The organism is Streptomyces sp. V4I23 (genome assembly GCF_030817975.1).
Lineage (GTDB): Bacteria > Actinomycetota > Actinomycetes > Streptomycetales > Streptomycetaceae > Streptomyces.
The window spans coordinates 5,536,072-5,548,403 of the sequence record NZ_JAUSZW010000004.1 but is presented as its reverse complement, the minus strand read 5'-3'; the positions used below and the strand labels follow the sequence as shown (position 1 = coordinate 5,548,403).

14 protein-coding genes, 1 tRNA gene and 2 pseudogenes are annotated in these 12,332 nt (G+C 66.8%); 10 read left to right on the top strand and 7 right to left on the bottom strand.

All coding sequences use genetic code 11. The features are described from left to right. Positions 1–14: 14 nt before the first annotated feature. On the bottom strand, positions 15–650 hold the full coding sequence (locus QFZ82_RS27490) for a hypothetical protein (RefSeq protein ID WP_307715699.1): 636 nt from the start codon (positions 648–650) through the stop codon (positions 15–17). Beyond that, on the bottom strand, positions 647–862 hold the full coding sequence (locus QFZ82_RS27485) for a hypothetical protein (RefSeq protein WP_307715698.1): 216 nt from the start codon (positions 860–862) through the stop codon (positions 647–649). The genes QFZ82_RS27490 and QFZ82_RS27485 overlap by 4 nt, the downstream gene beginning before the upstream one ends. A 275-nt stretch (positions 863–1,137) precedes the next feature. On the opposite strand from QFZ82_RS27485, the gene QFZ82_RS27480 reads away from it, so the two are divergent. From QFZ82_RS27480 to QFZ82_RS27465, 4 genes are all read left to right on the top strand, one after another. Beyond that, the gene (locus QFZ82_RS27480; protein WP_307715697.1) at positions 1,138–1,788 is read left to right on the top strand and encodes a hypothetical protein; all 651 of its coding nucleotides are present in this window, start codon (positions 1,138–1,140) and stop codon (positions 1,786–1,788) included. A 99-nt stretch (positions 1,789–1,887) separates the two neighbouring features. Further along, entirely contained in the window at positions 1,888–2,109 is a 222-nt protein-coding gene (locus QFZ82_RS27475) for a hypothetical protein (protein ID WP_307715695.1), read from the top strand. Positions 2,110–2,211: 102 nt separating this feature from the next. Next, positions 2,212–2,838 carry a DUF4344 domain-containing metallopeptidase gene (locus QFZ82_RS27470; RefSeq protein ID WP_307715694.1) on the top strand — a complete coding sequence of 209 codons (627 nt, stop codon included), beginning with the start codon at positions 2,212–2,214 and terminating at the stop codon, positions 2,836–2,838. 501 nt (positions 2,839–3,339) lie between these two features. Further along, complete coding sequence (locus QFZ82_RS27465; RefSeq protein WP_307717995.1) at positions 3,340–3,471, top strand: hypothetical protein; 132 nt, start codon at positions 3,340–3,342, stop codon at positions 3,469–3,471. Between the two features lie 35 nt (positions 3,472–3,506). Here the strand turns inward: QFZ82_RS27465 and QFZ82_RS39830 are convergent. Both QFZ82_RS39830 and QFZ82_RS27460 read right to left on the bottom strand, forming a co-directional pair. Then, positions 3,507–3,651, bottom strand: a pseudogene (locus tag QFZ82_RS39830) (ATP-binding protein); the annotation flags it as partial. 236 nt (positions 3,652–3,887) lie between these two features. Beyond that, a complete protein-coding gene (locus QFZ82_RS27460) occupies positions 3,888–5,240 on the bottom strand; it encodes an esterase-like activity of phytase family protein (protein WP_307715693.1) in 1,353 nt (450 codons plus the stop codon). A 795-nt stretch (positions 5,241–6,035) separates the two neighbouring features. Here QFZ82_RS27460 and QFZ82_RS27455 point away from each other — a divergent pair. From QFZ82_RS27455 to QFZ82_RS27435, 5 genes are read left to right on the top strand one after another with little or no spacing between them, the layout of a single operon-like run. Continuing rightward, entirely contained in the window at positions 6,036–7,634 is a 1,599-nt protein-coding gene (locus QFZ82_RS27455) for a sensor histidine kinase KdpD (protein WP_307715692.1), read from the top strand. 33 nt (positions 7,635–7,667) lie between these two features. Further along, positions 7,668–8,063 (top strand): roadblock/LC7 domain-containing protein, encoded by a 396-nt coding sequence (locus QFZ82_RS27450; RefSeq protein WP_177153607.1) that lies wholly within the window; start codon positions 7,668–7,670, stop codon positions 8,061–8,063. 3 nt (positions 8,064–8,066) lie between these two features. Further along, positions 8,067–8,459, top strand: a complete 393-nt coding sequence (locus QFZ82_RS27445; RefSeq protein WP_177153608.1) for a DUF742 domain-containing protein — start codon at positions 8,067–8,069, stop codon at positions 8,457–8,459. Beyond that, positions 8,437–9,030, top strand: a complete 594-nt coding sequence (locus QFZ82_RS27440) for an ATP/GTP-binding protein (RefSeq protein ID WP_177153609.1) — start codon at positions 8,437–8,439, stop codon at positions 9,028–9,030. The genes QFZ82_RS27445 and QFZ82_RS27440 overlap by 23 nt, the downstream gene beginning before the upstream one ends. Further along, positions 9,023–9,634, top strand: coding sequence for a GAF domain-containing protein (locus tag QFZ82_RS27435; RefSeq protein WP_307715691.1), 612 nt, complete (start codon positions 9,023–9,025; stop codon positions 9,632–9,634). The genes QFZ82_RS27440 and QFZ82_RS27435 overlap by 8 nt, the downstream gene beginning before the upstream one ends. Positions 9,635–9,736: 102 nt before the next feature. Here the strand turns inward: QFZ82_RS27435 and QFZ82_RS27430 are convergent. Next, positions 9,737–10,024, bottom strand: a pseudogene (locus QFZ82_RS27430) (integrase core domain-containing protein); the annotation flags it as partial. Between the two features lie 6 nt (positions 10,025–10,030). Here QFZ82_RS27430 and QFZ82_RS27425 point away from each other — a divergent pair. Continuing rightward, positions 10,031–10,348 (top strand): IS3 family transposase, encoded by a 318-nt coding sequence (locus QFZ82_RS27425; RefSeq protein WP_307715690.1) that lies wholly within the window; start codon positions 10,031–10,033, stop codon positions 10,346–10,348. 111 nt (positions 10,349–10,459) lie between these two features. Here the strand turns inward: QFZ82_RS27425 and QFZ82_RS27420 are convergent, their stop codons facing one another. Further along, the gene (locus QFZ82_RS27420) at positions 10,460–11,725 is read right to left on the bottom strand and encodes an IS701 family transposase (protein ID WP_307712235.1); all 1,266 of its coding nucleotides are present in this window, start codon (positions 11,723–11,725) and stop codon (positions 10,460–10,462) included. Positions 11,726–12,098: 373 nt separating this feature from the next. Beyond that, positions 12,099–12,173 (bottom strand) — tRNA-Val (locus tag QFZ82_RS27415). Positions 12,174–12,332: the final 159 nt, after the last annotated feature.

The following is a 12,332-nucleotide window of genomic DNA, read 5'->3' as shown; positions in this document are numbered from 1 at the left end:
GTGCCGCCCCGCAGTTACGTATAGGGGCCGGTCAGCCTGGCTGCGGGCAAGCGGCCCTGCTCCACGTCCGCCCGGGGGATGCGGATACCCAGGATGTCGCCGACGGCCTGCCACACCACGCCGCGCAAACCACCCTCCTGCGCGTCGAGAAGGTCATGCCACTGTGGGACGGCGTAGCCCTCCGGGCAGGTCGCCCCGGCGGCTTTCAGGCCTCGCAGCTTGCTGCCTTCTACCGCATGCGGGCGGTCCGTCAGATCGTCGCCGAAGTTGTTCAGGTACACGTTCCCGTCGCCGGGCGCGTAGACGAGATAGCTCGGGTTGACCGCTGCATTCGCGTTCAGGCAGATCAGCTCCTCCCCGGCCGCGGGAGTCGTCTTGTCCTCGTCCTCGAAGAACCATTCGCACCAGGTGCACGACCCTCGGTCTTCCAGAACGTATGCCCACTCACCAGATGTGTCGTACATGCAGGGTGCGTCCCGTGTCGGGTGGAAGTCCCGGTACGGCGTAGCGCTCGATATCTCCTCCTCATCCGCGCCCAGCCTGAGCAGCAGATCCCGGACAGGGACCCCGCGCATCGCGGTCATGGAGATCCCGCCGAGCATCCCGTCAGCCGCCGACTTATCGAATGTGTGCTGCCCGATCCACTTCAAGCCTTCCGTAACTGCGCTGCACCTCCTCGGTGTCGTTGGGTGCCGACCGTCATGATGCCCCGGCTTTCGGTCACCCGCCCGAGCACGTCACGAGCCCGCTCGATCACCGAGTCCGGTTCGTCGGCCGAGAAGTGCACGCGCACCACGAACGCCTGCTCGTCGGGCTCCGGCCCGTTCCGGATCCGCCGGAGTTCGTTCGCTGGAGTCTCCATGAAGCAGGAGCGTGTCGCATGCGAGCTGCCGCAGACGACCGGCTCCGGGCCCCTCGACTGCCAGCAGTGTCGCTGGTCAGCACAAGACCCCGGCACGCACGCCCGCTCGGCCGTCGCTCGACGCCACCGGGGACGACGTGCGGCTTCACGACGCGTGTGATGCGCTTGATGGAGTGGACAGACCCGAGGCACCACCCCGGCCCGACCCTTGGCGGGCCATTCCCCACAGGCGGTCTCCGCGCAGAAGCGGAGACGGGCTGTGACAAGGAGGAGCCATGTCCGAGACGAAATCGGCACGGCACCTGAGCGGCCTGCGGAACGCTCGCTATGGCGAAGTCCTTCTCATCTCGCCGGACGAGGAAGGTCGTCTCAAGGCAGCCGTATACAACACCTTCGGTCTCAACGACTGCCCGCCGGAGCGGTGGAACGCGCTCGACCCCCGCGCGCTCGCCGAGCAGTTCAAGGTGCCGATGGTGTTCCTGAACGGACCCCGCTTCTGGACGATCGACGAGGTCACGGCATTCGAGTGGGGGGACACGGCGATGTTCGACGGTCTCGAGGCCCGCTGCGTGGCGGAAGTCCGCATCCCCGCGGAGATCGACCTCACCGGGGCGACGGCCAAGAAGTTCTACATCGACTCCACGGTGAAACGGGACACCGAGTACGTCCTGACCGGCGGCAAACCGGTGCACGCGCTGCTCGCCCCGGGCGACCGCACATATGTCCTGCAGGCGTACTCCCACACCGTGGACGACAGCCAGACGTTGGACTCCCTGGCCACGCTCGGCCAGCGTTTGCGACTCCCGCAAGGCTGGCAGTACCGGGTCCATATCCCGGACGACGACCTTGTCGTGCGGACTGTCGCGGGAGACGCCCACGTCGTGCAGGACGAACTGGAGAACACCTACATGCTCCTCGCCCACTGAGCCGTGGCCCGCGGGAGGCGCAGCGATGGTGGCGGTATGCGTTGTCGAACCAGGCATCGACCAGCGGGATGGTCCCAACGTCTGGACCAAGGAACCAGTGTGCTGAACAGTGGTGGCCACTCGGCCTTGTTGAGGACTGCACTCGCGGGAGCGCTGCTCGTCGCCGGCCTGGCAGTCGCCTCGAGTGGCGGCGACAATGCCAAGGCTGACACGAACGGCAAGGTCACAGTCGTGTACGACAACGCGGTCAAGCCGAAGGACCGGCAGGCCGTAGCGGTGGTCCGGAAGTCCGCGTGCTCGAGCAGCTCGCCGACTGGGTGAACAAGTCGGTCGCCCTCCCGCATGACCTGGATGTGAAAGTCACCGACAAGGTCCCACCGGGGCTTACGGACGCGGTCACCCAGCCCGACGGCAGGACTCTTTGTGCCCCCGTCGTTCCTGACCCGGATCGAAGGGGTGCTCAGCAACGTGGTCAAGACCGTCAAGCGTCCCGCCCTGTTCCCCAAGGCAAGTTTCAACGCCGACGACCTGACTGCGCTGTCGACCCAGTTCATCTTCGGCCACGAGATGGGCCATGCTCTGCAGCGTCAGCTTCTGCTTCCGAACCTCGGCCTCGAGGAAGACGCCGCCGACGGGTTCGCGTCGTTCTATACCGTCAACGAGGTCGGGCCGGGTCCGTCGCTGGCAGCCGCAATCCTCTTCGACGAGCTCGCCCGCGAGGAGGGCAAGCTGACGCTGGAGGGGCTCTCGAGCGATCACCCTGTCACCCAGCAACGGGTCTTCGACTTCCTTTGCTACCTCGAGGGGAGCGACCCGAAGAGGTTCCACGGGCCCCTGGTCGGTGCAGGTTACCTGCCGAAAACCCGCGCCCCGTGGTGTCCGCAGGCATGGGCGATGCTGGACTTCGGCTGGTGGACCCAACTCGAGCCACATTTCAGCGAGGCATTCAGGGACCAGGGCGACAAGACGCAGGAGAACGCACGCGACCAGCTGATCGCGGAGACGAAGGCCTTCGAGAAGCAGCTCGACAAGCTGCGCAGCGGGCAATGAGCATTCAGAGCCGTCGGCTCGCATCTCCTGCCATCCCTGAGAACTGCCGACAACGGCCAACACCGATGGGGTCGCTGGTCAGCCCATGCAGGCGATGCAGCGCATGGGGTCTTCCCAGAGGAAGACGGCGAACCGTCGCTGTGAGCCGGCGATCGTCGCCAAGGAGACGCGGTCTGTTCCTGCGACATAGAGCGCGTCGACGACGCAGATCAGGAAGGTCCGGCCGGCAGAGGCCGACGAGGAATCTGGCACGCAACTGGCACGACGCCTCTCCCCCACCACGCGGCCGAGGAACGGAAAAGGCCCAGGCTGCCGGTTCGCTACCGGTGACCTGGGCCCCTGTCGTGCATCAAGCGAGTGGGCGCGGACAGGCGGGACGGTCGCTGAGGTCCCCCCTGGCTCGCCGGCCGTGTGCCTGGGAGTGGTGGCGGTCGGCCGCGGTCGCAGTGGTTGCTGTACTTTCTGCCGTACACGGGTGGGGATGAGTTTGTGGGAGGGCGCGTGAGCCGCATTCGCTCGATCCTGCAACACGGCATCGCAGGTGCCGCCAAGTTCCTCCAGGCTGCCCTCGCGGTGCTCCGTCACCACCTGGACCGGATCTTGGCGACCGCCGAGACGTCGGCGGCTGGGTAGGGCCCAGTCCGGCAGCGTCCTGCCCGCCGCCCCGGCCCTCGCTGGTGGAAGGGCCGGTCGTAGCTGTTCAGCGCCGCCATCATCGACAGATCGGAGCCGACCAGCAGCAGGAGTACCGGCTTGCGGCTGAGCAGCCGGTCCCACGCCCGCTGCAGCGAAGGCGTCGATCCGGTCCATGAGGGACTTCGTCGATCACGATCGGGCGTTTCGCCGCCGGTGCCCCCGTGTCGCCGGACGCCGGGAATTGATGGCTTGACCGAACTCGCTGCGACGGTCGGCCGCTTGTGACGCGCGGCGCGTGCGGTGACCCCCCCGAAAGGTCTAGACAACCAAAGCCCCAGGTGGCTGAACGGGCCTTCTTTCGAGAGCGGATGACAGGAATCGAACCCGCGCTGTCCATAACGGCGACGGGGCCTTTACAGACCCTTCGGCACCTGCACATACGTGACCCTCGTCTCCACCCCGCTGTCGACCAGGCGGCCGTCCGCACCGAAGGCCCCGACGCCGTCCGTCATGCCGAAATCGTTGTCGTTGATGATCGCCAGGGTGTCCCGACCCGTGACGGCGATGCCTTCGATCTTGCCGGGGATGCCGTCGAGCGTGCCGAGGTCCACAACCAGACGCTTCCTCAGGACCGGAACTCCGGACGCTGCCGGGTCGTCGAGCTGCTCCAGCGAGGGAGAGGTGGCCGCGTCGTCCCATGCAGTGCCGAGGATGTTGGCGTCGGGGGTCAGCGGAACGCGCTGCAGCCGCGCTGCCTTGTCGGTGCGCTCCTCGACGAGGAGGGTGTCGCCGTTCAGCGCGACGACGGAGGAGATCTTCAGCTCGCTGGTGTCGTCCTCGCTGGGGTCGACCACGTTCACCGAGTCGAAGCGGTACGCGTACTCCGCGGTGACCGCTTGCCTCATTGGCGAGAAGCGCAGCAGACGCGCCGTGACTGACGCATCGCCGGCGTTTTTGTCCGGCACGGAGAGGGGGCTCTGTACGGCCATCACCAGGTCGCCGCCGGGGAGTTGGGCGAGCGCTTCGAAGCCGCGGTTGAGCTTCCGGTGCAACAGGATCCCGGGCAGTGCCTCGACGACCGGATAGTCCGCGCCGCGCAGCTGCAGTCCGTGCGGAACGTAGCGCGTGAGGATCTTCCCGTGCGCGGAGACATGGACCAGAGAGGGGCCGTACTCGTCGACCAGCCAGAAACTGCCGTCCTTGGCGCGCACGATTCCCTCGGTGTCGAGGCCGTTCGCGTCATACCTGAGGGGTGCCTTCGCGTCGTACGTGTACGGGGCCTCGTCGCGCCCCTCCTGGTTGGGCAGGCCCGTGACGGGCTTTCCGGAGGATGTGGTGAGCGGGATCGCGTCGATCACCTTCACGGTGGCTCCGGAGACCCGGATCTTCACGATGGACGGGTCGAAACCGGGGACCGGGAACGTGCGGCGCTTGGTGCCGTCCACGGTGATCAGGCCGTTGGGCCCACGGTCGGTCACCGTCCAGAACTCTCCCTCCCGGTCGGCGGGGTAGATGTCACTGCCGATCCCGCCGAGATCCACTCCGCGATCGCCGTCCACCGTGCCGGGCAGCAGGGAGTTGCTGAACTCGGCGAGTGGAATGTCGCCGAGTGCGGCGGTGGTGGTGACCCGTGGCTCCGTGGGGCGGTCCTTGGTCTGCGCTCCTGTCGCTGTGCCGGCCACCGCTACCGCGGCGATCACGGCGAGTGGCACACCTGCGGAAACGTAACGGCGGACGCGGCGCCGACCGGCGGCGTGCGGGAACATCGGGCCTCCTGGGACGGAAGGTCGTGACGGCGGCCAGGGTTCGCCGCTTCCCTCAACTGAGGGAGACCGCAAGGTGAACTACGGACAACGCTTCGACGGCGCCTCCCCGCCGGGGGACGGAAGGCGCCACCGTCACCCCAACCGCCATCGCCACAGCACGCGGCGCGCCGCCTGGCGCGGCCAGGCCGGGTGAAGAAATTGGCCGGGCCGCGCCGTCGATGCGGCGCGCGCCCGAGCCGTGCGCGGCAGGAGCGCCTTGATGAAGTGGAGAATCTCTCTTACCGCGCTGGGAACAGCTGCTTGCACACCACTTCCGCACCACTGATTCCGCACCACTGAGCCCTGATGCGCCCATCGTCCACCTCCTTGGCGGCCGGGCGCGCTGCCCTAGAAGGGTCTGGACAACGCAAAGGCCGGTTGGGGATCACCCCCTGGCCTGGCCCTTCACTGTGGAGCGAGTGACGGGAATCGAATCCGCGCTCTGAGATTCGGAATCACAAGGTCGCAACGGATCGTCCGCGGCCCGCTGGTCTGCGCATACGCTCCGCACAGCTCGTGGCTGTCACCGCCCTCGAGTTGTCGGCACTGCTCGTGAGTGCCCGCTCGTTCTGGCATGGATCGGCACGTTCTGGCACGTTCAGCCAGGAGTGCGCCACGGCACTGGGGCCAGTTCAGGGACGTGAGGACCTTGAATCAATCCCCATGACGTCACCACGCGTGACGTGAGGCACCGTTAGGGGTAACGTGCGCCGTACACTTTTCAGCCTGCTGGCCGATACACAACCAGGGACTGTGATGCAGGAACGTCTGATGTTGCCCGCTCAAGCCCATCAGGAGATAGCGCCCGCCGACCTCCAGACGTGGCATGTTCCTGACATTATGGGCGGGCGTGGCAAGGCAGTTGAGCGCCACATGGTGCTTCTGGCGGTGTTGCCGGCCGTGCTGGTCGCGATCATCGGAGCCGCCGGCGCTGCTCTCCTGTTCACCGCAGGCGTGGGCCACGTCGACAAGAGCGCCTTCTGGGGTCTGCTCAATGGCACGCTGTCGCTCGTCTGCGTGATCCTCTCGGGCGCAGCGTTCATCGCCGCGGGGAAGGCGCGGGCCGTGGCTCGCAGCCATATCGAGTTGAGCTCGTTCGCGGCACGGAGCCAGGCCGAACTGGCCACGTTGCGACGGCAGATGGGGCCTGGCCAACAGCTTGGAGAAAATCAGCGCCATCAGCCAGGCCCGTTGCCCGAGCGGACGGGTGATGCGCTGGATCAGCCGGGGCAAGAGATCGCATCCGCTCAGCGCGTGGCCGGGGCGACTGCGGTGGAGCTCGGGGCGCGGGAGCGTGGCGGCGAGCACTTCGAGGTCTTCGCCAATCTGGCCCGAAGGCTGGAGTCTCTCGTGCACCGCGAGATCGGGCTGCTGGACGACCTGGAGAACGAGGTCGAGAACCCGGACCTGCTCAAAGGCTTGTTCCATGTGGACCACCTGGCCACGCGTGTCCGGCGATACGCCGAGAATCTGGCCGTGCTCGGCGGCGACGCCTCCTACCGCCAGTGGACCCGACCGGTCAGCATGGCCGATGTGATGCGTTCCGCGGCTGCCGAGATCGAGCAGTACTCGCGGGTCAAGATGGTGCCTCCGGTGGACGGGACGGTGAGCGGGCACGCGGTCGTCGACGTGGTGCACCTGCTGGCGGAGCTGGTGGAGAACGCCACGGTGTTCTCCCGTCCCCAGACCCAGGTGCTGCTGCGTGCGGAGCACGTCACCGCCGGGCTGGCGATCGAGGTCGAGGACCGCGGTCTGGGCATGACCTCCACCGAGCGGGACCAGATGAACGCCCTGCTCGCCTCCCCTGAGAGGATCGCCTTGGGCGAGCTGCTCCAGGACGGTCGCATCGGCCTGTATGTGGTCTCTGTCCTGGCCCGGCGGCACGGCATCGTCGTCCAACTCAAAAGCAATGTCTACGGCGGTACACAGGCGGTGGTGGTGCTGCCGCACGAGCTGCTGGGCCGGGGCCCGGACGTGGTGGAAGCACAGCAACAACAGTCGGACCTCACTCCTGCCGCCGCTCATGGACACGCCGACGACGCGACGGAGCAGGCGCTTGAGCCGGACACGTCTGTCGCTCGGGATCCGGCACCGGCGGCCGAACCACTACACGCCCCCGTCGCGGCCCCCACGCTGGGAGATGCTCCCCCCGTGCTGCCCCAGCGGCGCCGTCAGGAACACCTCGCCCCGGAATTGCGGCAGTCTCCCCAAACTGCCGTGGCGCCCAAGGAAGACGATCACGATCCCGGCCTGATGGCCGCGTTTCAGAGCGGCGTCCGCCTGGCTGAGGACTCCCAGGAAACCGACACCTCCCCGTCCCTCGGCGGGGAGATCCGACCGGACCCGGCCCCCTAGCAGTTTCACGTCATTGAGGAGAAGTGGGCAGTTGTGGTGAGTGAAGATCTCTCTTGGCTGTTGAGCGGCCTTGTGCAGCGCGTACCGCATACGCGCAGTGCACTGCTGTTGTCCTCGGACGGTCTGGTGATGGCCTCGGATGGACTGGACAAAGACGCGGCGGATCATCTGGCGGCCCTCGCCAGCGGGCTCCACTCTCTGGCGCGCAGTGCCGGCAAGCGATTCGATGACGGCGGTGATGTGCGACAGGTCGTGACCGAACTCAGCAGCTCGATGCTTTTTGTCTCCGCGGCCGGGCAGGGCGCCCTGTTGGCAGTGCTGGCCGGACGCGAGGCGGATGTGCCGGTGCTGGGCTACGAGATGACCATGATGGTGAAGAGCGTCCGCAGCCACCTGGGGGCCGCTCCCCGTCAGCCGGCGGGGCAGTGAGAGATGCCGGATGACCCGGACGATCCGCATAGGCCGTTGCTCGATGATGCCCTGGGGCGGCTGGTTCGGCCGTACACCGTCAGTGACGGACGCACCAGACCCACCTGCCAATTCGACTTGATGACCATGGTGGTGGCCACGGGTACCGTGCTGCGGACCAACCTCGGATTGGATCACGGACATGTGCTTGACCTGTGCCGGACGCCGGTCACGGTGGCTGAGATCGCGGGACACACGCGGATGCCGGCAGCAGTGATCAAGGTGCTGCTGTCCGACTTGATGGAGCGTGGGGCGGTCGTCACACGGCGCTTCGACATGGGAACACCGGGGTCATATTCTCCCCCCGATCGAGATCTATTGGAGGCGTTGCGGGATGGGCTCCTCAAACGGCTCTGAGGCACCCGGCGCCGACTCCCTTCCGATGGGGATCAAGGTTTTGGTCGCCGGGGGTTTCGGGGTGGGCAAGACCACCTTCGTGGCAGCAGTGAGCGAGATTGAGCCGCTGAGCACGGAAGAACTGCTGACCGAGGTCAGTGCTGCCACGGACAGGTTGGAGGGGGTGGAGAACAAGGCCACCACCACGGTCGCGATGGACTTCGGCCGGATCACCCTCAGCCCCCACCACGTGCTCTATCTGTTCGGCACGCCGGGTCAGGAGCGTTTTTGGTTCATGTGGGACGAGATGTCCGCCGGTGCGCTCGGTGCGATAGTGCTCGCCGACACCCGTCGGCTTGACCACAGTTTCGCGGCGGTCGACTTCTTCGAAGCGCGAGGCATCAACTTCGTCGTCGCGGTCAATGAGTTCGACGGGGCGCACCGCTATGAGCCGGAAAAGGTGCGGGCGGCGCTGGACCTCAAGCCGGAGGTCCCAGTGGTCCTTTGTGATGCCCGCCTGTCCAGCTCGGGTATTCGGGTTCTGCTTTCCCTCGTGGAGCATCTGATCACTTCAAGGAGTTCGCATGGCTGAGATGGTGTACAAGTCTCCCTTCGGAGGGGAGATAGCGATCGCCGTGCGTCATCTGCTTCTCCCTCCGGAGGACCCTGAGGCAGAGGCGCGGACACGCCGGCTTCGGGAACTGGGGATCGAGGACAAGCCCGTTCCGGAGTTCGATGACTTCGCGCGTGAACTCGCGCAGCGCACTGGGGGGTGTTACGCGGGGGTCAACTTCCTTGTCGACGAGAGCCGTCAGTACTACGCGGGCTTGTACAGCGCGGCCGCCGACACGACCGTGAACCTGGAGTCCCCCCTTCTCGACGATCCCGTGCCCGGCCGGGTGATGCCTCGTGCCTTCGACATTGGTTTCTGCCCGCATGTGGTCAAGCGGCGCAAGGCTCTGGTGCTGGAGGATGTCCGCGACTACCCACGCTTTGCCGGGAACCACGTGGTCGACGCCATTGGGATCCACTCCTACCTGGGCGCTCCGCTGATCGACAACACGGGCATGGTGCTGGGCACGATCTGCGTGGTGGACCAAGATCCGCATCCCTGGGGTCAACAGGGGCTGGAGACCATCAAGACGATGGCGGCCGACCTGGTGGAGCGCATCGAGCGGCGGGCGCACGGCTCGTGATGAAGCCTGTTCGAGAGGGGGTCTTCGGCCGTCGGCAGGAGCGGGCACGTCTTGTCAGCGGCTGTGCCCGGCCGATCCACCCGCAGCGCTAGCTGTACTCGGTCATGACGTTGGTGACAGTCGGCTGATCGGTGGCTGGCCGCCGAGCGCGGTGTGTCGGCGGCCAGTGTTGTAGAACTCGAGCCAGGGCGCGAGTGCTCGGGCGCGTTGGGCGTTGCTGGTGAAGACCTTCCGGTAGGCCCATTCGGTCTGCATGGTTCGGTTGAAGCGTTCGACCTTTCCGTTGGTCCACGGACAGTGGGGGCGGGTGGACTTCTGCCGTGCGCCGAGTGCTTGGCAGGCTGCCTGGAAGTCGTGCGAAAGCCGGTAGCTCTTGGCGTTGTCGGTTACACGTCCGTGAAGCTCACAACGCGCCTGGTCAGGGCCGGTATCCAGGCGTCCATGGGCTCGGTCGGCGACTCGTTCGACAATGCCCTGGCGGAGAACCTGTGGATGGTCATCAAGACCGAGTGCATCCGCGGCCGCGTCTTCGCCACCAGGGCCGAAGCGAACCTCGCGCTCTTCGAGTACATCGACGGCTTCTACAACCCCCGCCGCATCCAGAAACGGCTCGGCTACCTCAGCCCGATCGAGTACGAGGAGAAGCACTACGCCGACCAGGCAGCGACCGAACAAGTGAACCTGAAACCATGTCAACCCGCTCTGACCAGCTAGTAGTGCTTGGTCAGGTTGGTATCGCTGTGGGTATGTCGCGGTGACAGGTGGGGCAGGCGCCGGTCCAGACCGCGAGGAGTATCTGCATCTCGCGGACGACCTGGTAGAGGCTCAGGCCGGCGCCGTCTCTTTTGGGGTCCGGGCCAGTCGCTGGAGCGTGCAGAAGGCGTGGGCGGCGGAGACGAGGGTGACGTGGTGGTGCCAGCCGTTCCAGGTGCGGCCCTCGAAGTGGGCCAGGCCCAGGGCTTGCTTCATCTCGCGGTAGTCGTGCTCGATGCGCCAGCGGAGCTTGGCCAGCCGCACCAGCGTGGTGAGTGGAGTGTCGTCGGGCAGGTTGGAGAGCCAGAACTGCACCGGCTCCGGCTCGGCGGCGGGCCATTCGGCCAGCAGCCAGCACGCGGGCAACTCGGCTCCCCCGACGGCCTTGCGGATCTCGCGTCCGGCGGGCCTGATCCGCAGTGCCACGAACCGCGAGTACATCCGCTTGAACCCGCTGCGGCCGCTGCCTGGGCGGGAGCCCTCCCGCCACTGCACCGGCCGGGCCGCCTGCTTCCCCGCAGCGATGATCAGCTCCTTCACGCTCTTCGGCGCCTCGGGGTAAGCCGGCTGGGGCGGGCGCCCGCGACCACTGTGGGGCGGGATGTGAAGCGTCGCGTCGTGTGGGTGGGCAGTGACGGTGGTCGAGCTGCCCACTACGTAGTGCAGCCCGCGTTCCTCCAGGCCGAGCCGGAAGGCCGCAGTGTCCCCGTAGCCGCCGTCGGCCACGACCAGGGGCACATCGATGCCCCAGGACCGGGTCTCGTCGATCATGTCCAGGGCCAGCTGCCACTTCTCGACATGGCCCACATCCGGCGGGATGCCGCACCGCTCGCGACGGGCCACCTTGCCCGGGTCGGCCTGCGGCGAGGCGGGATCCCAGCTCTTGGGCAGGAACAAGCGCCAGTCGATTGCCGCCGAGGCGGTGTCCGAGGCCAGGTGCAAGGACACGCCCGCCTGGCAGTTGGTGACCTTGCCTGCGGTGCCGGTGTACTGCCGAGACACACAGGCCGAGGCGTCACCGTCCTTGAGGAAGCCTGTGTCATCGATGATCAGCGCGGTCGGGTTAATCGCTGGAGCCATCTTCCATGCGAGTCGGGCTCGGACATGCGCCGCCTCCCACGGGCTGGTGGTGATGAAGTGGGCCAGGGCCTGCCGGTTGCCGTCCTCACCCAGCCGGGCGGCCATCGGTTCCACCGATTTGCGCTGCCCGTCCAGCAGCAGTCCCCGCAGATAGACCCCGCCCCACCGACGCTGATCCGCCCGCGCGAACGGCTCGAACACATCCGCCGCGAAGTCCTCCAGACGGCACCGGACTTCATCCAACTCCTCAGGTGTCACACCCGGTCAACGACGCAGCCCCTCAACGGGACACGCCACCGACGAATGAACCTGACCAAGCACTACTAGTCAGCCACTCCCGCACTGCGGGGGAACCTCATGGGACCAGAACGTCAGCCATCACCTGGGACTAGACACATCCCGAGCGGCTTGGGGCACGAGCCGACTCCTGAACCCTCGGGCGCACAGGCGCTCGTAGGCTGCCGTGACATCGGCAGAAACACCCTGGCTGATCAGGGAGCCCTGCGCTGGATACATCGGGAGCCGCTGAAAGGCTCCGCCCAGCATGTCAATGACCAGACGGGACCACCGCCGCCACAGCCAAGGCGGATGTCAAAGGCCCCCAGCCATGATCGGCTGGGGGCCTTTGCACTGGTGGGCGCGGACGGTTTCGAACCGCCGACATCTGCTTTGTAAGAGCAGCGCTCTACCCCTGAGCTACGCACCCGTGGATGAGGCCACAGCCTACCTTGCGCACACCCTCCACCTCCAAACCCATGGGCGACCCGGGGGCATGCCCCGCCCCCCAAGCGGTGGGTCGCCGTATCGAGACCTGGTCGGAGGGCTCGTAGCGTGGGCGCATCAGCCGTACCACCTGGGGGAACGA

What these genes read in the sequence shown, in the direction of transcription:
- QFZ82_RS27485 (WP_307715698.1), bottom strand. Translation starts at nt 862, where the DNA reads ATGGAGACTCCAGCGAACGAACTCCGGCGGATCCGGAACGGGCCGGAG.
- QFZ82_RS27480 (WP_307715697.1), top strand. Translation starts at nt 1,138, where the DNA reads ATGTCCGAGACGAAATCGGCACGGCACCTGAGCGGCCTGCGGAACGCT.
- QFZ82_RS27460 (WP_307715693.1), bottom strand. Translation starts at nt 5,240, where the DNA reads ATGTTCCCGCACGCCGCCGGTCGGCGCCGCGTCCGCCGTTACGTTTCC.
- QFZ82_RS27455 (WP_307715692.1), top strand. Translation starts at nt 6,036, where the DNA reads ATGCAGGAACGTCTGATGTTGCCCGCTCAAGCCCATCAGGAGATAGCG.
- QFZ82_RS27445 (WP_177153608.1), top strand. Translation starts at nt 8,067, where the DNA reads ATGCCGGATGACCCGGACGATCCGCATAGGCCGTTGCTCGATGATGCC.
- QFZ82_RS27440 (WP_177153609.1), top strand. Translation starts at nt 8,437, where the DNA reads ATGGGCTCCTCAAACGGCTCTGAGGCACCCGGCGCCGACTCCCTTCCG.
- QFZ82_RS27435 (WP_307715691.1), top strand. Translation starts at nt 9,023, where the DNA reads ATGGCTGAGATGGTGTACAAGTCTCCCTTCGGAGGGGAGATAGCGATC.